The organism is Streptomyces sp. NBC_00045, assembly GCF_045041095.1.
GTDB lineage: Bacteria > Actinomycetota > Actinomycetes > Streptomycetales > Streptomycetaceae > Streptomyces.
In genome coordinates, this window is record NZ_CP108271.1 from 1,933,756 (window position 1) to 1,954,538 (window position 20,783).

The following is a 20,783-nucleotide window of genomic DNA, read 5'->3' on the forward strand; positions in this document are numbered from 1 at the left end:
CAGTCATTGACTTCACCCCGTCACCGGCTGAAAAGAACGGTCGGTAAAGCAGTCGGCTGCGGGTGCCCGGTGAGGGCATCCGCAGCCGCCCTGTTCGATCAGAGGTACTGACCGGTGTTTGCCACCGTGTCGATGGAGCGTCCGGTGTCCGCGCCCTGCTTTCCGGTGACGAGGGTGCGGATGAATACGATCCGCTCGCCCTTCTTGCCGGAGATCCGGGCCCAGTCGTCCGGGTTGGTGGTGTTGGGCAGGTCCTCGTTCTCCTTGAACTCGTCCACGCAAGCCTGGAGGAGGTGGGAGACGCGCAGGCCCTTCTGGTTGTGCTCCAGGAAGGCCTTGATGGCCATCTTCTTCGCCCGGTCCACGATGTTCTGGATCATGGCGCCGGAGTTGAAGTCCTTGAAGTACAGGACTTCCTTGTCGCCGTTGGCGTACGTGACCTCAAGGAAGCGGTTTTCCTCGGTTTCGGCGTACATCTGCTCGACGACGGTCTGGATCATGCTGTGGACGGCGACCTCGGGCGAGCCGGAGTGCTCGGAGAGGTCGTCGCTGTGGAGCGGCAGCGAGGCCTTGAGGTACTTCGCGAAGATGTCCCTCGCCGCTTCGGCGTCGGGGCGCTCGATCTTGATCTTCACGTCGAGTCGGCCGGGGCGCAGGATGGCCGGGTCGATCATGTCCTCGCGGTTGGAGGCGCCGATGACGATGACGTTCTCCAGGCCTTCCACGCCGTCGATCTCGGCGAGCAGCTGGGGGACGATCGTGTTCTCGACGTCCGAGCTGACTCCGGATCCGCGGGTGCGGAAGAGGGATTCCATCTCGTCGAAGAAGACGATGACGGGGGTGCCCTCGCTCGCCTTCTCCCGGGCACGTTGGAAGACGAGGCGGATGTGCCGCTCGGTCTCGCCGACGTACTTGTTGAGGAGTTCGGGGCCCTTGATGTTCAGGAAGTAGGACTTCCCGGCGGGCTGGCCGGTCACCTCGGCGACCTTCTTGGCAAGGGAGTTGGCCACGGCCTTGGCGATGAGCGTCTTGCCGCAGCCGGGGGGGCCGTACAGCAGGATGCCCTTCGGGGGCCGCAGTTCGTGCTCCTTGAAGAGGTCCGGGTAGAGGTACGGGAGCTCGACGGCGTCGCGGATCAGCTCGATCTGGTCGCCCAGGCCGCCGATCTTGTCGTAGTCGATGTCCGGGACCTCTTCGAGGACGAGTTCCTCGACCTCGCTCTTGGGGACGACCTCGTAGACGTAGCCGGAGCGGGGTTCGAGCAGCAGGGCGTCGCCGGGGCGGATGGTGATGTCCAGGAGCGGCTCGGCGAGCCTCACCACCCTTTCCTCGTCGGTGTGCCCGACCACCAGGGCGCGCTCGCCGTCCTCAAGGATCTCCTTGAGGGTGACGATGTCCCCGGCCCGTTCGAACTCCATGGCCTCGACCACGTTGAGGGCCTCGTTGAGCATGACCTCCTGGCCGCGCCGGAGGTCTTCCGGTTCGACGCTGGGGCTAACGTTCACGCGGAGCTTGCGGCCCCCCGTGAAGATGTCGACGGTGCCGTCTTCGTTCGCCTGAAGGAAGACACCGAAGCCGGCCGGGGGCTGCGCGAGCCGGTCGACTTCCTCCTTGAGGGCGATGATCTGGTCGCGGGCCTCACGGAGCGTATTTGCCAGTCGCTCGTTTTGCGCGGAGACGCCGGCCAGGTTTGTCTGGAGCTCGACGATCCGCTCTTCGAGAATCCTCGTGTGTCGCGGAGAGTCGGCGAGCTTACGTCGCAGGACGGCGATTTCCTGCTCTAGATAGGCAACCTGACCGGCGGGGTCCTCAGACCCTCGCCCCGGCCGGATGCCGCGGTTGATGTCGTCGTCGTGGGCTGCCACGGTCCTCACCTCCTCCAAGGGGAGCTGGACGCTTCCTGACCCTACCTGGGCTGGTGGTGATTGAAACCCCTAGATCACAAAGACGGTAGAGGCGTGTCCGATCTTCACCCTTGCGTACTCCCTCACGCCAAGGAAATACCCACCCATCAACATCGGAAAGCGGCCGGTTGTAAGGTCGAACTGTTCAACACCCGTCAGGGCTCGCGCGACTTGCCGCGACTTGTGGCGGAAACGGATCACTGAGCGCAGGGAACGGCAGGAGATATGACCGTGCAGCAGGAGGCTCCCACGGGTGGTGCCGGGCAGGCCGGAGAGCCGCTTGAGGTCTGGATCGACCAGGACCTCTGCACCGGCGACGGGATCTGCGTGCAGTACGCGCCGGAGGTGTTCGAGCTGGACATCGATGGTCTGGCGTACGTGAAGAGCCCGCAGGACGAGCTCCTGGTGGACGCGGGGGCGACGACTCCGGTTCCTCTGACGCTGCTGCAGGACGTGGTGGACTCGGCGAAGGAATGCCCGGGTGACTGCATCCACGTAAGGCGCGTTTCGGACAGGGTCGAGGTCTACGGCCCCGACGCGGAGTGATGGTTCAAACACTCCTGGCGTCTGAGTTCGTCAGCTCCTGGCGGAATTTTCCGCCGCTCCAGCGCCACTTGGCGAGCTGTTTCACGTCGGGGCTGTAGCGGGGCACCTGGGGCGAGGAGTAACCGAGGAGACTGGCGGTGACGACTCCGTCGCGGACGGCGAGGTCGGTGGCGGTCTGCTTCTTCCCGGCCTCAAGCAGGGTGGCCACGATCCTGGGTGCGGCGCCGGGGGTCTTGTCCTGGGCGAGTACGTAGATCGTGTGGGGCGGGGTGCCGGAGCCTGCGTCGCAGCGGACGGCGGCCACGGTCTCGGGCCGGCCGTCGCCGTCGAGGTCGCCCTGGGCGGTGGCCGTGACGGCCACGGGGAAGCCCTTGCAGTCCAGTGGGTACGTGACCCCGGCGGGGTCGGGTGCGGGCACTGCGGGGGCTTCGGGGGCTGTGGCGGGCCGGGGGCCGCTCGCGGGGGCCGCGGAGGGGCCGGTGGCGGACGCTTCCGGCTGGATGAGTCCCGCGGCGGCGATGACGGCGGCCATGGCGGTGGCCGTGGCGAGCCAGTGGAGGGGCCCGGCGCTGCTGTGGGCCAGGGTTTCCAGTGTCGGCGTCAGCTCGGCGGGGCGGTGCGGCACGCGGGGTGTCTCCTGTGCGAACGGTGACGGGGAGCCAGCATCGTGCCACACCTCACACCGGGGTGGAACGGCCGGGTCCGTGTCGGCCGGGCCCGGTACGGGTGACAACGAAAAGGCGCTGTGGCGCAGTTCCCGGGTCGTTCGGGGAACTGCGCCACAGCGCCTTGGTGTTGGGTCGGCCGGGCGGCCTCTCCGGTGTCTAGGCGGAGCGGTCGCTGCCGGGGCCGTCGTAGTCCTCGCCGTAGGCGCCCTTGGCGGGGCGGCGGCGGCGCATGGGGGGCTCGACGCCGTCGGCGAGGCGGCGGGCGGTGACGAGGAAGCCGGTGTGGCCGATCATCCGGTGGTCCGGTCGGACGGCGAGGCCCTCGACGTGCCAGTTGCGGATCATCGATTCCCAGGGCTGCGGTTCGGCGAAGCAGCCGATCTCGCGGATGGACTCGACCGTCTTGGAGAGCTGGGTGGTGGTGGCCACGTAGCAGCACAGGATGCCGCCGGGGACCAGGGCCTTGGAGACGGCATCCAGGCATTCCCAGGGGGCGAGCATGTCGAGGATCACGCGGTCGACGTCGGTGTCGGACAGGTTGTCCTGGAGGTCGCCGACGGTCAGCTGCCACGCGGGGTGGGGGCCGCCGAAGTAGCGCTCGACGTTGGCGGTCGCGATCTCGGCGAAGTCCGCGCGGCGCTCGTAGCTGTGGAGCATGCCCTGGTCGCCGATGGCGCGCAGCAGGAAGCTGCTCAGGGAGCCGGAGCCCACGCCCGCCTCCACGACGCGGGCGCCGGGGAAGATGTCGGCGAAGGCCAGGATCTGGCCGGCGTCCTTGGGGTAGACCACGGCGGCACCGCGGGGCATGGACAGGACATAGTCGGGGAGCAGGGGGCGCAGCGCGAGGTACGCGACGTTCCCCGTGGTACGGACAACACTGCCCTCGGGGGAGCCGATCAGCTCGTCGTGGGGGAAGGAACCCTTGTGGGTGTGGAAATTCTTCCCTGCTTCGAGCGTGAACGTGTAGTGGCGGCCCTTGGGGTCGGTGAGCTGAACCTGGTCCCCGACCTCGAAGGGCCCGCGTCGGCGGGCGGCACCGGTCGGTTCGGACATGTGACCAGTGTATTGGCTTCAGGACTGGGGCCGCGCCATGGCTTTCACGAAGGCCTTCTCGACGTCGAGGGTGGACAGGACGCCGTAGATCTCACCGCCTGGTTCGAGGACGAGGTATTCGGTGGCGGGGGTGGCGCGGAGGTGGTCGAGGAGTTCTTCGCCGGAGAGTTCGGCGGAGACCTTCATCCCGTCGGTGAGCTCCTGGGCGAGGGTGCTGACGGCGACCCAGGGGCGGCGGTGTTCGGGGACGGAGGCGATGGCGGTCTCGCGGACGATGGAGAGCGGGTCGCCGTGGCCGTCGACGACGACGATGGCGCGGGCGCCGTGGGCGTTGGCGCGGCGCAGGGCCTCGGAGAGGGGGGTGGCGTTCTCGACGGGGACGGCGCGTCGGGTGAGGGTGCGGGCGCGCAGTTCGGGGAGGTGTTCGCGCAGGCGGGCCATGCGCAGGCTGTTGCCGGCGCCGGTCCAGATGATGGCGGCGAGGATCGCGGCGAGCAGGGCGTCCATGACGGTGTTCATGCCGGTGGATTCGATGGCGACGCCGTCCGTGCCGAGGAGGCCGGTGTGGGTGATCATCGGCAGGCCGATGAGGACGGCGACGGCGAGGCCGCGGCCGACCCAGGCGGCGGCGACGGTGCCGGCCATGGGCTTTCCGGTGATGCCCCAGATGACGGCGCGGAGCATGCGGCCGCCGTCGAGGGGGAGGCCGGGGAGCAGGTTGAACGCGGCGACGAGCAGGTTGGAGATCATCAGGCCGGCGAGGAGGACGCCGGGGACGGTGGCGGGGTCGACGAGTTCCATGCCGAGGTAGAAGGCGCCGGCGAGGAGGAGGGACAGGAGGGGGCCGACGAAGGCGAGGACGAATTCGCGGCCGGGCGTCTCGGATTCCTTCTCGATCTCGGAGACGCCGCCGAAGAACTGGAGCTGGATGCGGCGCACGGGGAGTTTGAAGCGGAGGGCCGCGACGGTGTGTGCGAGTTCGTGGACCAGGACGGAGGCGTAGAAGGCGACCGCGAAGAAGAGGGAGACCAGGTAGCGGGCGGGGCCGAGGTCGGGCAGGACGCGGTCGAGCTGGTCGCCGAAGACCCAGGTGATGAGGGCGGCGACGAGGAACCAGCTGGGCGAGACGTAGACGGGCACTCCGAAGGGGCGGCCCATGAGGATGCCGCCGCCCGGTCCGGAGCGCTTGTCTGCGCGCTCGCCGGTTTCGTCGGTGTCTGCCACGGCTGTCCTTCGTTCGGTGCTTTCCGGCGGGTTGCGGCCGGCGGTGCTTTCAGTGTGGTCCAGGTGCACGGTCGGTGCGGGGCGGGGTGGCTGGTGGCGCGGTGTGATGCTCCGATCATGCAGTGCGATGGGGGTCGGCGTCGATGGTATGCGCGCGCTGTCGGCGGCGGGTCGTAGGGTTTTGTCCATGACGACGAGCCCCGGTCCGGTTCCTGGCGCAGCCGATGCGGATGCTGCCCCGCGCGCTGCGGCGCCTTCCTCGCTCTCCCCTTCGCGGGCGAGCGATTTCATGCAGTGCCCGCTGCTGTACCGGTTCCGGGTGATCGACAAGCTGCCGGAGAAGCCGAGTGCGGCGGCGACGCGGGGGACGCTGGTGCATGCGGTGCTGGAGCGGTTGTTCGATCATCCGGCGCAGGAGCGGACGGCTCCGCGGGCGAAGGCGCTTGTTCCGGGGCAGTGGGACCGGCTGCTGGAGTCGAAGCCGGAGCTGGTGGAGCTGTTCCCGGAGGGGGACGAGGGGGCGGCTCTGGCGCGGTGGCTGACGGAGGCCGAGGGGCTGGTGGAGCGGTGGTTCACGCTGGAGGACCCGACGCGGCTGGAGCCCGTGGAGCGGGAGTTCTTCGTGGAGACGGAGCTGGAGTCGGGGCTGCGGCTGCGCGGGATCATCGACCGGGTGGACGTGGCGCCGTCGGGCGAGGTGCGGATCGTCGACTACAAGACGGGCAAGGCGCCGCGGCCGGAGTACGCCGAGGGCGCGCTGTTCCAGATGAAGTTCTACGCGCTGGTGGTGTGGCGGCTGAAGCAGGTGGTGCCGCGGCGGCTGCAGCTGGTGTATCTGGGCAGTGGGGACGTGCTGACGTACGACCCGGTGATCGCGGACCTGGAGCGGGTGGAGCGCAAGCTGCTGGCGCTGTGGGATGCGATCAAGGAGGCGACGGAGACGGGTGACTGGCGGCCGCGGCCGACGAAGCTGTGCGGCTGGTGCGATCACCGGGCGGTGTGTCCGGAGTTCGGCGGGACTCCCCCGGTCTATCCGTTGACGGTCGTCCCGAGGCCCGCGGCGGACCCCCAGGGCGGGGCGGCCCTCCCCGAGGGATCCTGATACGCCGATCAGGGCAGAATGGGCGGCGTCCGTCGATGCCGCCGTACGAATTCGAGGTACCCCCCGTGGCGATCCGCGTCCTACTGGTCGACGACCAGCCGCTGCTGCGCACCGGCTTCCGGATGATCCTGGAGGCCGAACAGGACCTGGCGGTCGTCGGCGAGGCCGGGGACGGTCTGCAGGCGCTGGACCAGGTACGGGCGCTGCAGCCCGATGTGGTGCTGATGGACATCCGGATGCCGCGGATGGACGGGGTGGAGGCGACCCGGCAGATCACGGGTCCGGGCCGGGACGGCCCGGCGAAGGTGCTCGTGCTGACCACGTTCGATCTGGACGAGTACGTGGTGGAGGCGCTGCGGGCGGGGGCGAGCGGGTTCCTCCTGAAGGACGCGCCCGCCGTTGAGTTGGTGCAGGCGATCCGGGTGGTGGCGGGGGGCGAGGCGATGCTCGCGCCGAGCATCACGCGGCGGCTGCTGGACAAGTACGCGGAGCACCTGCCGTCGGGCGAGGAGCGCGTGCCGGACACCTTGGGCACGTTGACCGAGCGGGAGGTCGAGGTGCTGAAGCTGGTGGCGCGCGGCCTGTCGAACGCGGAGATCGCGGCGGACCTGTTCGTGAGCGAGACGACCGTGAAGACGCATGTGGGGCACGTGCTGACGAAGCTGGGCCTGCGCGACCGGGTCCAGGCGGCGGTGTGGGCGTACGAGAGCGGTCTGGTGCGGCCGGGAGCGGGGCAGTAGCGCCGCGGGCCGGTTGCGCGCGGGGCGCGCCCGGAGCAGGCCGAAGGGGCCGGCAGCCGCACGGTGCGGTTGCCGGCCCCTTCGGTGTACGGGTCGGGTCAGCCCTTGCTGATCTCCCAGAAGCGGAAGACGGTGGAGGCGTCCAGCGACCACTGCAGGCCGGTCACGTTCTGGCGGGTGACGGCGTACTGCTTGCCCTGCCAGAGCGGGAGGATCGGGACCTCGTCGGCGACGATGTCCTGGAGGCGGTTGTAGTCGGTGGTGGCCGCGGTGCGGTCCGACTTCGCGGAGGTCGACGGGATGATGGTCCCGCTGATCTCCTTGTTGTCGTAGTTGTTGTGCAGGACGTTGTCCGGGCCGAAGAAGGGCTGGGTGAAGTTGTCGGCGTCCGGGTAGTCGGGGACCCAGCCCTTCACGTACACGCCGTACTTGCCGTCCTGGATGTCCTTCTCGTACTGCCCGAACTCGATGGACTTGACGTCGGCCTCGAAGAGCCCGCTGTCGTTGAGCTGCTTGGCGATGAGGTGGAATTCCTGGTCGGTGGACGGGCCGTAGCGGGAGGGCGTCGAGTACAGGGTGATCTTCACCTTGTCCTTGATGCCGGCGGCGCGCAGGACGGCCTCGGCCTTCTTGGGCTGGGGGCTGCCGCCGTAGCGGTCGAAGAAGGCGGTGTTGTGCGAGCCGATGCCGGCCGGGACGATCGAGTACAGCGAGGTCGCGGTGCCGTCGTAGACGTCCTTGACGAGCGCTTCGCGGTCGACGAGGTAGGCGATGGCCTTGCGGACGGGGAGCTTTCCGGCGACCGGGTCGTTCATGTTGAAGACGAGGTGCTCGACTTCGGCGCCGGTGCCCTGGACGACCTCGACCTTGTGGTCGCCGGTCTTGGTGGAGGACAGGCTGGCGATGTCCTTGGCGGCGAGCCCGCGGAAGGCGAAGTCGACCTCGCCGCTTTCGAGGACCTTCTTGAGGGCGGCCTGGTCCTCGTTGAAGAACTTGAGGGTGACGCCGGTGTTCTTCGCCTTGGCCTTGCCGCTGTAGGCGTCGTTGACGGAGAAGCTGGCGCTCTTCTCGTTGATCGAGTCCAGCTTGTAGACGCCGGAGCCGACGGCCTTGCCGTCGGTGCGGAGCTTGTCGGCCGGGTACTGGCTGTGGTCGACGATGGAGCCCGCGCCCGATGCGATCTTGCTGGGGAAGGTCGCGTCGGACGTCTTGAGGCGGAAGACGATGGACTTGTCGTCGGGGGTGTCGATGCCGGCGATCGACGACAGCATCACGGCGGGGCCGTTGGCGTCATTGATCTTCAGCGTGCGCTCGAAGGAGAACTTGACGTCCTTGGAGGTGAGGGCGTTGCCGTTGCTGAACTTCAGGCCTTCGCGCAGGGTGCACTTGTAGACCTTGCTGTCGGCGCCTTCGAAGTTGCAGGCCTGGGCGGCGTCGGGCTCCGGCGTGGTGCCGCCCTTGGGGAAGCTCAGCAGGGACTGGAAGACGTTGTTGAAGAGCAGCCAGGAGCCCGGGTCGTAACCCGAAGCGGGGTCGGTCGACTTCACCTTGTCGGATATCCCCATGACCACACCCTTGCCGCCGCCGGCGGTCGGGCTGTCGGTCGAACCGCAACCGCTGAGCAGCGCGGCGGCGGTGGCTGCGCCGAGCGGGGCCGCCAACCACTGGTTACGTCTCATCACGCGAACGTCCTTCACAGTCTCACTGAATCGTTGCGCCGGCCTGCGACACCCGCCGCCGGTTGCTGCCGGTTGCTGCCGGTATCAGCCGCTTACACCGCGGCCGAGTTCCCACAGCTGGAGGTCGGAGATGGCGTTGACGGACCACTCCACTCCGGTGATCCCGTCGCGTGCGGCGACGTACTGCTTGCCCTGCCACAGCGGCAGGACGGGCACGTCCTCGGCGACGATGTCCTGCATCTCCGTGATCGCGGGGACGGCGACGTTGCGGTCGACGGCGCGCCGGGATTCGGGGATGAGCCTGGTGCGCACCGCGGTGTTGGCGTACGGCGTGCCCAGGAAGTTGTCCTGCTCCAGGAAGGGAGCGAGGAAGTTGTCGGCGTCCGGGTAGTCGGGGAACCAGCCGAGCCCGTAGGCGGCGTAGTCGCCCTTCTTCTGCGCGGGCCGGAAGTCGGACCAGTCGGAGCCCTGGACGGTGACGTCGAACAGCTGGGTGGAGTTCAGCTGGTTCTTGAGGGTCTCGAACTCGGTGGCCGTGCCGTCGCCGTAGTGGTCCTTGGTGTAGTTCAGCGTCAGCTTGACCGGGGTCTTGATCCCGGCGGCCTTCAGCAGGTCGGCGGCCTTCGCGGTGTTGGCCTCGCCGTACTTGTTGAAGAAGGAGTTGACGTGTCCGGTCACGGTGGTGGGGACCAGGGAGTACAGCGGCTGCGCGGACTTGCCGTAGACCTTGTCGATGATCGCGTTGCGGTCGACGGCGGCGGCGAGGGCCTGGCGCACTGCCTTGTCCTTGACGACCGGGGCCTCGGTGTTGAAGCCGATGTAGCGGATCTCCAGGCCGGGCATCGGGACCAGCTTGACGCCCTTGGGCGGCTTGGCCGCGAACTCGGCGATCTGGGCGGGCGACAGGGTGCGGGAGACCATGGACACGGATCCGGCGGTGAGTGCCTTGCCCATGGCCGCGGAGTCGGTGAAGGTGCGCAGTTCGACCTTGTCGTTCTGCAGCTTGAGGTCGCCCTTGTAGTTCGGGTTCTTGCTGAAGATCGCCCGGACGAGGTGGTCGTCCTTGACCTCGGCCTTCATCGTGTACGGGCCGGAGCCGTCGACGGCGAAGCCCTCGCGGAGCTTCTTCGCGTCGTAGTTCTTCTCGCTCACGATGCCGGTGGCGGGGGTGGAGAGCTTGTACGGGAAGGTCGCGTCCGGGGTCTTCAGGTGGAAGACGACGGTGTCGGCGGTCTTCGCCTCGATGGTGTCGATGGTGGACAGCAGCGAGGAGGGGCCGTTCTCGTCCTTGATGGCGAGGACGCGCTCGATGGAGAACTTGACGTCCTTGGCGGTCAGCGGCTCGCCACTGGCGAACTTGAGGCCGGGGCGCAGGGTGCAGCGGTAGCTTTCGTTGCCGGTGTCGGTGAAGCGGCAGTCGGAGGCTGCTTCGGGGACGGGCTGGCCGCCGCCGCGGGGGGTGTGCATCAGCGTCTGGACGGTCTGCCGCAGGACGTTCCAGGCGCCGGCGTCGTAGGCGTAAGCCGGGTCGAACGGTGCGGGAGCGTAGTCGGCTGCCTCGAACCGGTCGGTGGTTCCGACGACGATCGCTCCGGATCCTGCTCCGCCTCCGCTCGTGCTGCCGCATGCGGCGAGCGCGGGGGTGAGCAGTCCGGCCGCAGCCGTCAGCACCAGGGTCTTGCGGTTCATGCTGGAAGTACTCCCTTGACCGGCACTTGCTCAAAGCGGCGTAAAGGGCACTTCGCGGCGGTCGCCCGTTCAGGGCGGAACGATCGGGCCGGTGTTGTGACGATCGGTCCACGCCGTGCCGGTACGAGGGTGTGCGTCCGGTACGGCAGAGGTGCGGCGTAGTGCCCGCGTCGACATTAGTGGCCTGGGACGGGATGGCTTGAACTGGCAGGACTTGGGGCGTAATCGCACGGTGATGGGTGCGGACTGCCTGTCCATGTAGGAGTCACCGCAGATTCGGTCAGGAGCTGATCAATCCGGACACAAGGGAAGGTTTCCAAGCCCCCCGACAGGTTCGTCGGGGGCTTGGCGGGTGACAAAGGTCACCCGAGAGAACTGCCACGGAAAGGATGGAATTTCAGCCTCCGGGCCATGGAACGGAAGATCCTTCCGCGGGACCGGGTGCAGGCCGCTGTTCCGTTCGGCACTGAGCGTATGCGATCAGTTCATCGGAGTGATGAGGGAGCGCAGGAACGGAAGGTCGACGTCCTCCAGCGAGCGGACGATGGTGCGGCCCGGGGCGGGCGGGATGACGCCGACGGAGGGCACGGCCACGACCCGGCACCCGGCGGCCTCGGCGGAGGCGACGCCGGTCGCGGTGTCCTCGATGACCGCGCAGCGCGAGGGGTGCGCTCCGAGGGTGCGGGCGGCGAACAGGTACGGGTCGGGGTGCGGCTTGGTGCGGGTCACCTCGTCGCCGGCCACGCTCAGCGCGAACCGCTCGGGGCCCAGGGTGCGCAGCACCCGGTCGATGACCCGGCGGTGCGAGGCGGAGACCAGGGCGGTGGGCACGTTGTGCCGGGCCAGCTCGGCCAGCAGCCGCTCGGCTCCCGGCATCAGCGGGACCTGCGCGGCGATCCGCTCCTCGAAGCGCTCGTTGAGCAGGACGGTCAGCTCCGCCAGGGTGATGGCGGCGCCGGTGGACTCGATGAGGAAGGCCGCGCTGCGGGTCATGGGCCCGCCGACGACGATGTCGCGCCAGGCCTCGTCGAGCTGGTGTCCGAGTGCGCCGAAGACGTCCGCCTCGATCTCCCACCAGAAGCCCTCGGTGTCGACGAGGGTGCCGTCCATGTCCAGCAACACCGCCTGGAGGGCATGCCCGTCGGCCGTACGGGCGACGGGGGCGGGAACGGTGCTGGTCATCCGGCACACCTCTCTCAGAGGACGAGAAGGCCGGCCGCCTGTCTCCCCGCGGGGCATTCCCCCGAAGATCAGGCGACCGGCCTGTGGGACCGTCAAGTGTACGTCGCTCCGCCTCAGCGCGCGTTGAAATACTTCGCTTCGGGGTGGTGGATGACGATCGCGTCGGTGGACTGCTCCGGATGGAGCTGGAACTCCTCGGAGAGGTGGACGCCGATCCGCTCCGGCTGGAGGAGGTCGGCGATCTTCGCGCGGTCTTCCAGGTCGGGGCAGGCACCGTAGCCCAGCGAGAAGCGGGCGCCGCGGTACTTCAGGTCGAACATGTCCTCCACCGCCGCCGGGTCCTCGCCGCCGAAGCCGAGCTCGGCGCGGACGCGGGCGTGCCAGTACTCGGCCATGGCCTCGGCGAGCTGGACCGACAGGCCGTGCAGCTCCAGGTACTCGCGGTACGAGTCGGACTCGAACAGCTTGGCCGTGGCCTCGCCGATCTTCGAGCCGACGGTGACCACCTGGAGGCCGACCACGTCGGTCTCGCCGGACTCCTCCGGGCGGAAGAAGTCGGCGAGGCACAGGCGGCGGCCCCGGCGCTGGCGCGGAAACGTGAAGCGGGTCCGCTCGTTGCCCTGCTCGTCCAGGATGATCAGGTCGTCGCCCTTGGACACGCAGGGGAAGTAGCCGTAGACGACGGCGGCTTCGAGCAGGTTCTCGGTGTGCAGCTTGTCGAGGAGGCCGCGCAGCCGCGGCCGGCCCTCGCTCTCGACGAGCTCTTCGTACGAGGCGCCACCGGCGCGGGCCTGCTTGAGGCCCCACTGGCCCTTGAACAGCGCGCCCTCGTCCAGCCAGGAGGCGTAGTCCTTGAGCGGGATGCCCTTGACCACGCGGGTACCCCAGAACGGCGGGGTGGGGACCGGGTTGTCGACGGCCACGTCGGAACGGCCGCCCGGCTCCTGCGGTTCGTCCACCTGGAGGACGGGAGCGTCCCGCTTGGCGACCCGGCGCTGCTTGAGCTCGGGCAGGGCCGCGCCGGGGACGCCGCGCTTGACGGCGATCAGGGCGTCCATCAGGCGCAGGCCCTCGAACGCGTCGCGGGCGTAGCGGACCTCGCCCTCGTAGATCTCGTGGAGGTCCTGCTCGACGTAGGCACGGGTGAGGGCCGCGCCGCCGAGGATCACCGGGTAGTCGGCCGCCAACTTGCGCTGGTTGAGCTCCTCCAGGTTCTCCTTCATGATCACGGTCGACTTGACGAGCAGGCCGGACATGCCGATGACGTCGGCCTTGTGCTCCTGCGCGGCTTCGAGGATCGCGGAGACCGGCTGCTTGATGCCGATGTTGACGACGTTGTAGCCGTTGTTGGTCAGGATGATGTCGACGAGGTTCTTGCCGATGTCGTGGACGTCGCCGCGGACGGTGGCGAGCACGATGGTGCCCTTGCCCTCGTCGTCGGTCTTCTCCATGTGCGGTTCGAGGTAGGCGACCGCGGTCTTCATGACCTCGGCGGACTGGAGGACGAACGGCAGCTGCATCTGGCCGGAGCCGAAGAGCTCGCCGACGACCTTCATGCCCTCCAGGAGGGTGTCGTTGACGATGTCCAGGGCCGGGCGGGTCTGGAGCGCCTCGTCGAGGTCGGCCTCCAGGCCGTTCTTCTCGCCGTCGATGATGCGGCGCTGGAGCCGCTCGTCGAGCGGGAGCGCCAGGAGCTCCTCGGCGCGGCCGGCCTTGAGGGACTTGGTGTTGACGCCCTCGAAGAGCGCCATCAGCTTCTGGAGGGGGTCGTAGCCCTCGGTGCGGCGGTCGTGGATCAGGTCGAGGGCGGTGTTGACCTGCTCCTCGTCGAAGCGCGCGATGGGCAGGATCTTCGAGGCGTGGACGATCGCCGAGTCCAGGCCGGCCTTGACGCACTCGTCGAGGAAGACGGAGTTCAGCAGTACGCGGGCGGCCGGGTTCAGACCGAAGGAGATGTTGGACAGGCCCAGCGTGGTCTGGACGTCCGGGTGGCGGCGCTTGAGCTCGCGGATCGACTCGATCGTCGCGATGCCGTCCTTGCGGGACTCCTCCTGGCCGGTGCAGATGGTGAAGGTCAGCGTGTCGATGAGGATGTCCGACTCGTTGATGCCCCAGTTGCCGGTCAGGTCGGCGATCAGGCGCTCGGCGATGGCGACCTTGTGCTCGACCGTGCGGGCCTGGCCCTCCTCGTCGATGGTCAGCGCGATCAGCGCGGCGCCGTGCTCCCGGGCCAGCCGGGTCACCTTCGCGAAGCGGGACTCCGGGCCGTCGCCGTCCTCGTAGTTCACCGAGTTGATGACGGCGCGGCCGCCCAGCTTCTCCAGACCCGCCTGGATCACGGGAACCTCGGTGGAGTCCAGGACGATCGGCAGCGTCGAGGCGGTGGCGAAGCGCCCGGCGAGCTCCTTCATGTCGGCGACGCCGTCGCGGCCGACGTAGTCCACGCACAGGTCGAGCATGTGCGCGCCCTCGCGGATCTGGTCGCGGGCCATCTCGACGCAGTCGTCCCAGCGGGCGTCGAGCATGGCCTCGCGGAACTTCTTCGAGCCGTTCGCGTTCGTCCGCTCGCCGATCGCCATGTACGCGGTGTCCTGGCGGAACGGGACGGTCTGGTACAGCGAGGACGCACCGGGCTCCGGCTGGGGCTCGCGGCCGGCCGGGCTCAGGCCGCGGACCCGCTCGACGACCTGGCGCAGGTGCTCCGGCGTGGTGCCGCAGCAGCCGCCGACGAGGGAGAGCCCGTACTCGCGGACGAAGGTCTCCTGGGCGTCGGCGAGCTCGGGGGCGGACAGCGGGTAGTGCGCGCCGTTCTTGCCGAGGACGGGCAGGCCGGCGTTGGGCATGCAGGAGAGCGGGATGCGCGCGTTGCGGGCGAGGTAGCGCAGGTGCTCGCTCATCTCGGCGGGGCCGGTGGCGCAGTTCAGGCCGATCATGTCGATGCCGAGCGGCTCCAGCGCGGTGAGCGCGGCGCCGATCTCGGAGCCGAGCAGCATGGTGCCGGTGGTCTCGACGGTCACGGAGCAGATCAGCGGGACGGAGACGCCGAGGGCCTCCATCGCGCGCCGGGCACCGATGATGGAGGACTTGGTCTGCAGGAGGTCCTGCGTGGTCTCGACGAGCAGGGCGTCGGCCCCGCCGGAGATCAGGCCCTCGGCGTTGACCTGGTAGGCGTCGCGGATGGTCGCGTAGTCGATGTGGCCGAGGGTGGGCAGCTTGGTGCCGGGGCCCATGGAGCCGAGGACCCAGCGCTGCTGACCCGTCGAGGCGGTGTACTCGTCGGCGACCTCGCGGGCGATGCGGGCGCCGGACTCCGACAGCTCGAAGTTGCGTTCGGGGATGTCGTACTCGGCGAGCGCCGCGAAGTTCGCACCGAAGGTGTTGGTCTCGACGCAGTCCACGCCGACCGCGAAGTACGCGTCGTGTACGGAGCGCACGATGTCGGGGCGGGTGGTGTTCAGGACTTCGTTGCAGCCTTCGAGCTGCTGGAAGTCGTCGAGGCTGGGGTCCTGCGCTTGGAGCATCGTTCCCATGGCTCCGTCGGCGACGACCACGCGGGTGGCCAGTGCCTCTCGGAGGGCATCGGCCCGGGTCTGGGTGTCTGCAGGCGGGTTCGGCAACGAGGCCATGGGTGAGCTCCCTGGGATGCGACGGCTGTCGGCTTTGCACCCTCGCTGTCAAGGGTGCACGCGCTCAGGGTAACCGGGTGGCATCAACCCCGGTGCGGGCGTCCCACGTGGCGGACTGCATTCTGTGCGCGGGGGTCTGCCAGGGGTGTCCTGGTCGACGGAGGCCTGAACAGTTGCCCAACCATGCACAAGGTCGACATCGACCGATACTGTTCAGCATTGTCGAACTACGTCAGCAGGAGGCTGCACGATGGCACGGAACATCCAGTCGCTCGAACGAGCCGCTGCGATGCTGCGGCTCCTGGCAGGCGGCGAGCGCCGGCTGGGTCTCTCGGACGTGGCCGGGGCCCTGGGCCTGGCCAAGGGCACGGCGCACGGAATCTTGCGCACGCTCCAGGCCGAGGGCTTCGTGGAGCAGGACCCCGCCTCGGGCCGCTACCAACTGGGCGCGGAGCTGCTGCGTCTGGGCAACAGCTACCTGGACGTGCACGAGCTGCGGGCCCGCGCGCTGGTGTGGACGGACGACCTGGCCCGGGCGAGCGGCGAGAGCGTGTACGTGGGCGTGCTCCACCAGAGCGGGGTGCTGATCATGCACCACGTGTTCCGCCCGGACGACAGCCGTCAGGTGCTGGAGGTGGGGGCCATGCAGCCGCTGCACTCCACGGCCCTGGGCAAGGTGCTCTCCGCGTTCGACCCGGTCGCCCACACCGAGGCGCTGGAGGCGGAGCGCGAGGCGTTCACGCCCCGTACGGTCACCGACGGCACGGGGTTCGAGGAGATCCTCGACCTGACCCGGGCGCGCGGTTGGGCCGCGGACGTCGAGGAGACCTGGGAGGGCATCGCCTCGGTGGCGGCGCCGATCCACGACCGGCGCCGGATGCCGGTGGGCGCGGTGGCGGTCGCCGGCGCGGTGGAGCGGGTGTGCGGGGAGTCCGGGGAGCCCCGGGCGAGCCTCGTGGCGTCCGTACGGGACTGTGCGCGCGCTGTTTCACGCGACCTCGGCGCGGGCCGGTTCTAGGCCCCCTCCAGCCCCTTCTCGGCCACTCCCTGGCCGCTTTCTGCCTTCTTTTCGCCATATCCCGGCCATCGGATGGCCGGATTTGGGTGATCGTACCTAGTGGTAACGATCCGACACTTTGGCCAGGCCAACCCTTGACGCGTTCTTCACCTGGGCGGAAAACTGCCGTTCATCGGTCGGCATTGTCGAACACCTACCGGCAATACGCGTTAGGGTGTGGCAAGGCCAAAGGACCGGTGAAGCACTCACCGAGTGCGCGGAACACCGGACGGGACCCGGTGTCCGCCCACCCCCTGGACGCAAGGCAAAGGAGTCGCGGGTGTCTACCTCCGACATCTTCATCGGCGAGACCATCGGTACCGCCCTGCTCACACTGCTCGGCGGTGGCGTCTGCGCCGCCGTGACGCTCAAGAGCTCCAAGGCCCGGAACGCAGGCTGGCTCGCGATCACGTTCGGCTGGGGTTTCGCCGTTCTGATCGCCGCCTACGTGTCCGCCCCGCTCTCCGGTGCGCAACTCAACCCGGCGGTCACCGTCGGCCTGGCCATCAAGAACGGCGACTGGAGCGACGTTCCGGTCTACTTCGCCGGACAGCTCCTCGGCGCCATGCTCGGCGCGGTCCTGATGTGGGTCACCTACTACGGACAGTTCGCGGTGCACCTCGCGGACCCGGAGCACATCCGTGACGCCAAGCTCGGCCCGGAGGACCCGCACCCGCACGACCAGGCCGGCCCGGTCCTCGGTGTCTTCTCCACCGGCCCGGAGATCCGCAACATCGTCCAGAACCTCACGACCGAGATCATCGGCACCTTCGTCCTGGTCCTGGCGATCCTGACCCAGGGCCTCCAGGCCGACGGCAAGGGCCTCGGCGTCATCGGCGTCCTGATCACTTCCTTCGTCGTCGTCGGCATCGGCCTCTCTCTCGGCGGTCCGACCGGTTACGCCATCAACCCGGTCCGCGACCTCGGCCCCCGCATCGTCCACGCCCTGCTGCCGCTCCCCAACAAGGGCGGCTCGGACTGGGGATACTCCTGGATCCCGGTGGTCGGCCCGCTCGTCGGTGCCGCGCTCGCCGGCGGTCTGTACAACATCGCGTTCGCCTGATCAGCATCGGCACGTATCGCAAGATCCGCACCGCCCCCTGATACGCCAACTCAGAGACCTGCCAGGAGCAGCCACATGACCACCAGCACCGGCCCCTTCATCGCCGCGATCGACCAGGGCACCACCTCCTCCCGCTGCATCGTCTTCGACCGCGACGGCCGCATCGTCGCCGTCGACCAGAAGGAGCACGAGCAGATCTTCCCGAAGCCGGGCTGGGTCGAGCACGACGCCGCCGAGATCTGGACCAACGTCCAGGAGGTCGTCGCCGGGGCCATCGCCAAGGCCGAGATCACCGCCGCCGACGTCAAGGCCGTCGGCATCACCAACCAGCGCGAGACCACCCTCCTGTGGGACCGGCACACCGGCGAGCCGGTGCACAACGCGCTGGTCTGGCAGGACACCCGCACCGACTCCCTGTGCCGGGAGCTCGGCCGCAACGTCGGCCAGGACCGCTTCCGCCGCGAGACGGGCCTGCCCCTCGCCTCGTACTTCGCCGGCCCGAAGGTCCGCTGGCTGCTCGACAACGTCGAGGGCCTGCGCGAGCGCGCCGAGGCCGGGGACATCCTCTTCGGCACCATGGACTCGTGGGTCATCTGGAACCTCACCGGCGGCACCCAGGGCGGCGTGCACGTCACCGACGTCACCAACGCCTCGCGCACCATGCTGATGAACCTGCACACGCTGGCCTGGGACGAGAAGATCGCGGAGTCCATGGGCGTCCCGCTCAACGTCCTCCCCGAGATCAAGTCCTCCGCCGAGGTCTACGGCCACGTCAAGGACGGCGTCCTCGCCGGCGTCCCGGTCGCCTCGGCGCTCGGTGACCAGCAGGCCGCGCTGTTCGGCCAGACCTGCTTCGCCGAGGGCGAGGCCAAGTCCACGTACGGCACCGGCACGTTCATGCTGATGAACACCGGCGACAAGGTCATCAACTCCTACAGCGGCCTGCTGACCACGGTCGGCTACCAGATCGGCGACCAGAAGCCGGTCTACGCGCTGGAGGGCTCCATCGCCGTCACCGGCTCGCTCGTCCAGTGGATGCGCGACCAGATGGGCATGATCAAGACCGCGGCCGAGATCGAGACCCTCGCGCTCTCGGTCGACGACAACGGCGGTGCCTACTTCGTACCGGCCTTCTCCGGCCTGTTCGCCCCGTACTGGCGCTCCGACGCCCGCGGTGTGATCGCCGGCCTCACCCGGTACGTCACCAAGGCGCACATCGCCCGTGCCGTCCTGGAGGCCACCGCCTGGCAGACCCGCGAGATCACCGACGCCATGACGAAGGACTCGGGCGTCGAGCTCACGGCCCTCAAGGTCGACGGCGGCATGACCTCCAACAACCTGCTGATGCAGACCCTCTCCGACTTCGTGGACGCCCCCGTGGTCCGTCCGATGGTCGCGGAGACCACCTGCCTCGGCGCCGCCTACGCCGCCGGCCTGGCCGTCGGCTTCTGGCCCGACACCGACGCCCTGCGCGCCAACTGGCGCCGCGCGGCGGAGTGGACCCCGCGGATGCCCGCCGAGCAGCGGGACCGCGAGTACAAGAACTGGCTCAAGGCCGTCGAGCGGTCCATGGGCTGGATCGACGACGAAGACGCCAGCTGACGCACCAGCTGAGTCAATCGACGAGGAGCTAAGAAATATGAGCACCCTGCAGAGCGTTCCCGCGCTGGGCACGCACCCGACAGCCGGTTCGAACGCGAGCCGCGCCGAGACCCGTGAGCAGCTGGCGAAGGCCACGTACGACCTGCTGGTCATCGGCGGTGGAATCCTGGGCACCTCGGTGGCCTGGCACGCCGCGCAGTCGGGTCTGCGGGTTGCCATGGTGGACGCCGGCGACTTCGCCGGCGCCACCTCCTCCGCCTCCTCCAAGCTCGTCCACGGCGGTCTGCGCTACCTGCAGACCGGCGCGGTCAAGCTGGTGGCCGAGAACCACCACGAGCGGCGGGTACTGGCCAAGGACGTGGCCCCGCACCTGGTCAACCCGCTCACGTTCTACCTGCCGGTCTACAAGGGCGGTCCGGTGGGTGCGGCCAAGCTGGGCGCGGGCGTCTTCGCCTACTCCGCCCTCTCGGCCTTCGGCGACGGCATGGGCAAGGTCATATCCCCGGCCCGTGCCGCCGCCGACAACCCCGGTCTGAAGACGGACAACCTGAAGGCCGTCGCGGTCTACTACGACCACCAGATGAACGACTCCCGCGTCGCCGTGATGACGGTCCGCGCGGCCGTCGAATCGGGTGCCGTCGTCCTCAACCACGCCGAGGTCACCGGCCTGCGCATGACGCGCGGCCGGGTCACCGGTGCCGAGCTCAAGGACCGCCTCGACGGCACCGAGTTCGGCGTCGACGCGCGGGTCGTGCTCAACGCCACCGGCCCGTGGGTGGACCACCTGCGGCGCATGGAAGACAAGCACTCCCTGCCGTCGATCCGCCTCTCCAAGGGCGCGCACATCGTCATGAAGCGCAAGTCGCCGTGGAAGGCCGCCATGGCCACCCCGATCGACAAGTACCGCATCACGTTCGCCCTCCCGTGGGAGGACCAGCTGCTGCTCGGCACCACCGACGAGGTCTACGAGGGCGACCCGGCGGACGTGCGCGCCACCGAGGCCGACATCCAGCAGATCCTGGACGAGGCGGCGTTCTCGGTGAAGGACGCCGACCTGGACCGCTCGCTGATGACGTACGCCTTCGCCGGCCTGCGTGTGCTGCCCGGCGGCCCCGGCGGCGTCGAGAAGGCCAAGCGCGAGACCGTCGTTTCCGAGGGCGCCGGCGGCATGCTGTCGGTGGCCGGCGGCAAGTGGACCACGTACCGCCACATCGGCCGCGTGGTCATGGACAAGCTGGCCAAGCTGCCCGGCAGCCCCCTCACCGACGACATGGAGCCGGTGAAGTCGCTCGTACGCCGGGTGCCGCTGCCCGGTGTCGCCAACCCGAACGCGGTCGCGCACCGGCTGCTGGTGGACCGCGATCCCGGCTCCCGCATGGACCCGCTGACCGCCCGCCACCTGGCTTCGCACTACGGCTCGCTGGCCTTCGACATCGCGCGGCTCGCGAACGAGGACCCGGCGCTGGCCGAGCGGATCCACCCGGACGGGCCGGAGATCTGGGCGCAGGTCGCCTACGCCCGGGACAACGAGTGGGCCGAGACCGTCGACGACGTGCTGCGCCGGCGCACCACGGTGACGGTCCGCGGCCTGGACGACGACTCCGTGCGCGCACGGGTCGAGGAGATGCTGAGCCGCAAGGCATAGCTG

The 20,783-nt window shown here is 69.0% G+C and carries 15 protein-coding genes; 7 read left to right on the plus strand and 8 right to left on the minus strand.

What is annotated here, in order from left to right:
* Positions 1–98: 98 nt before the first annotated feature.
* Positions 99–1,865 (minus strand): proteasome ATPase, encoded by a 1,767-nt coding sequence (gene arc / locus OHA65_RS09195; RefSeq protein WP_327282639.1) that lies wholly within the window; start codon positions 1,863–1,865, stop codon positions 99–101.
* Between the two features lie 264 nt (positions 1,866–2,129).
* On the opposite strand from arc, the gene OHA65_RS09200 reads away from it, so the two are divergent.
* Positions 2,130–2,450: a ferredoxin gene (locus OHA65_RS09200; protein ID WP_327282640.1), complete on the plus strand. Its 321-nt coding sequence runs from the start codon at positions 2,130–2,132 to the stop codon at positions 2,448–2,450.
* A gap of 4 nt (positions 2,451–2,454) precedes the next feature.
* On the opposite strand, the gene OHA65_RS09205 is transcribed toward OHA65_RS09200, so the two are convergent.
* From OHA65_RS09205 to OHA65_RS09215, 3 genes are all read right to left on the minus strand, one after another.
* Positions 2,455–3,075, minus strand: a complete 621-nt coding sequence (locus OHA65_RS09205) for a hypothetical protein (RefSeq protein ID WP_371646385.1) — start codon at positions 3,073–3,075, stop codon at positions 2,455–2,457.
* A 199-nt stretch (positions 3,076–3,274) separates the two neighbouring features.
* Complete coding sequence (locus OHA65_RS09210) at positions 3,275–4,171, minus strand: tRNA (adenine-N1)-methyltransferase (RefSeq protein WP_327282641.1); 897 nt, start codon at positions 4,169–4,171, stop codon at positions 3,275–3,277.
* Between the two features lie 18 nt (positions 4,172–4,189).
* Positions 4,190–5,686: a site-2 protease family protein gene (locus OHA65_RS09215; RefSeq protein WP_327282642.1), complete on the minus strand. Its 1,497-nt coding sequence runs from the start codon at positions 5,684–5,686 to the stop codon at positions 4,190–4,192.
* Between OHA65_RS09215 and OHA65_RS09220 the strand changes: the two genes are divergently transcribed.
* Together OHA65_RS09220 and OHA65_RS09225 are read left to right on the plus strand one after the other, a co-directional pair.
* On the plus strand, positions 5,583–6,497 hold the full coding sequence (locus OHA65_RS09220; RefSeq protein WP_327282643.1) for a RecB family exonuclease: 915 nt from the start codon (positions 5,583–5,585) through the stop codon (positions 6,495–6,497). The genes OHA65_RS09215 and OHA65_RS09220 overlap by 104 nt on opposite strands.
* A 65-nt stretch (positions 6,498–6,562) precedes the next feature.
* Positions 6,563–7,237, plus strand: coding sequence for a response regulator transcription factor (locus OHA65_RS09225; protein WP_327282644.1), 675 nt, complete (start codon positions 6,563–6,565; stop codon positions 7,235–7,237).
* A gap of 98 nt (positions 7,238–7,335) precedes the next feature.
* On the opposite strand, the gene OHA65_RS09230 is transcribed toward OHA65_RS09225, so the two are convergent.
* The 4 genes from OHA65_RS09230 to metH all read right to left on the minus strand — a co-directional run bounded on the left by OHA65_RS09230 (position 7,336) and on the right by metH (position 15,413).
* Complete coding sequence (locus OHA65_RS09230) at positions 7,336–8,916, minus strand: ABC transporter substrate-binding protein (protein WP_327282645.1); 1,581 nt, start codon at positions 8,914–8,916, stop codon at positions 7,336–7,338.
* Positions 8,917–9,000: 84 nt separating this feature from the next.
* On the minus strand, positions 9,001–10,605 hold the full coding sequence (locus OHA65_RS09235) for an ABC transporter substrate-binding protein (RefSeq protein ID WP_328762238.1): 1,605 nt from the start codon (positions 10,603–10,605) through the stop codon (positions 9,001–9,003).
* Positions 10,606–11,085: 480 nt separating this feature from the next.
* Positions 11,086–11,787: an HAD family phosphatase gene (locus tag OHA65_RS09240; RefSeq protein WP_327282647.1), complete on the minus strand. Its 702-nt coding sequence runs from the start codon at positions 11,785–11,787 to the stop codon at positions 11,086–11,088.
* A 113-nt stretch (positions 11,788–11,900) separates the two neighbouring features.
* On the minus strand, positions 11,901–15,413 hold the full coding sequence (metH, locus tag OHA65_RS09245; protein WP_327282648.1) for a methionine synthase: 3,513 nt from the start codon (positions 15,411–15,413) through the stop codon (positions 11,901–11,903).
* 250 nt (positions 15,414–15,663) lie between these two features.
* On the opposite strand from metH, the gene OHA65_RS09250 reads away from it, so the two are divergent.
* The 4 genes from OHA65_RS09250 to OHA65_RS09265 all read left to right on the plus strand — a co-directional run bounded on the left by OHA65_RS09250 (position 15,664) and on the right by OHA65_RS09265 (position 20,780).
* The gene (locus OHA65_RS09250) at positions 15,664–16,431 is read left to right on the plus strand and encodes an IclR family transcriptional regulator (protein WP_327282649.1); all 768 of its coding nucleotides are present in this window, start codon (positions 15,664–15,666) and stop codon (positions 16,429–16,431) included.
* Positions 16,432–16,750: 319 nt separating this feature from the next.
* Entirely contained in the window at positions 16,751–17,533 is a 783-nt protein-coding gene (locus tag OHA65_RS09255) for an MIP/aquaporin family protein (protein ID WP_327282650.1), read from the plus strand.
* A 75-nt stretch (positions 17,534–17,608) separates the two neighbouring features.
* On the plus strand, positions 17,609–19,135 hold the full coding sequence (glpK, locus tag OHA65_RS09260) for a glycerol kinase GlpK (RefSeq protein ID WP_327282651.1): 1,527 nt from the start codon (positions 17,609–17,611) through the stop codon (positions 19,133–19,135).
* A 37-nt stretch (positions 19,136–19,172) separates the two neighbouring features.
* Entirely contained in the window at positions 19,173–20,780 is a 1,608-nt protein-coding gene (locus tag OHA65_RS09265; protein ID WP_327282652.1) for a glycerol-3-phosphate dehydrogenase/oxidase, read from the plus strand.
* Positions 20,781–20,783: the final 3 nt, after the last annotated feature.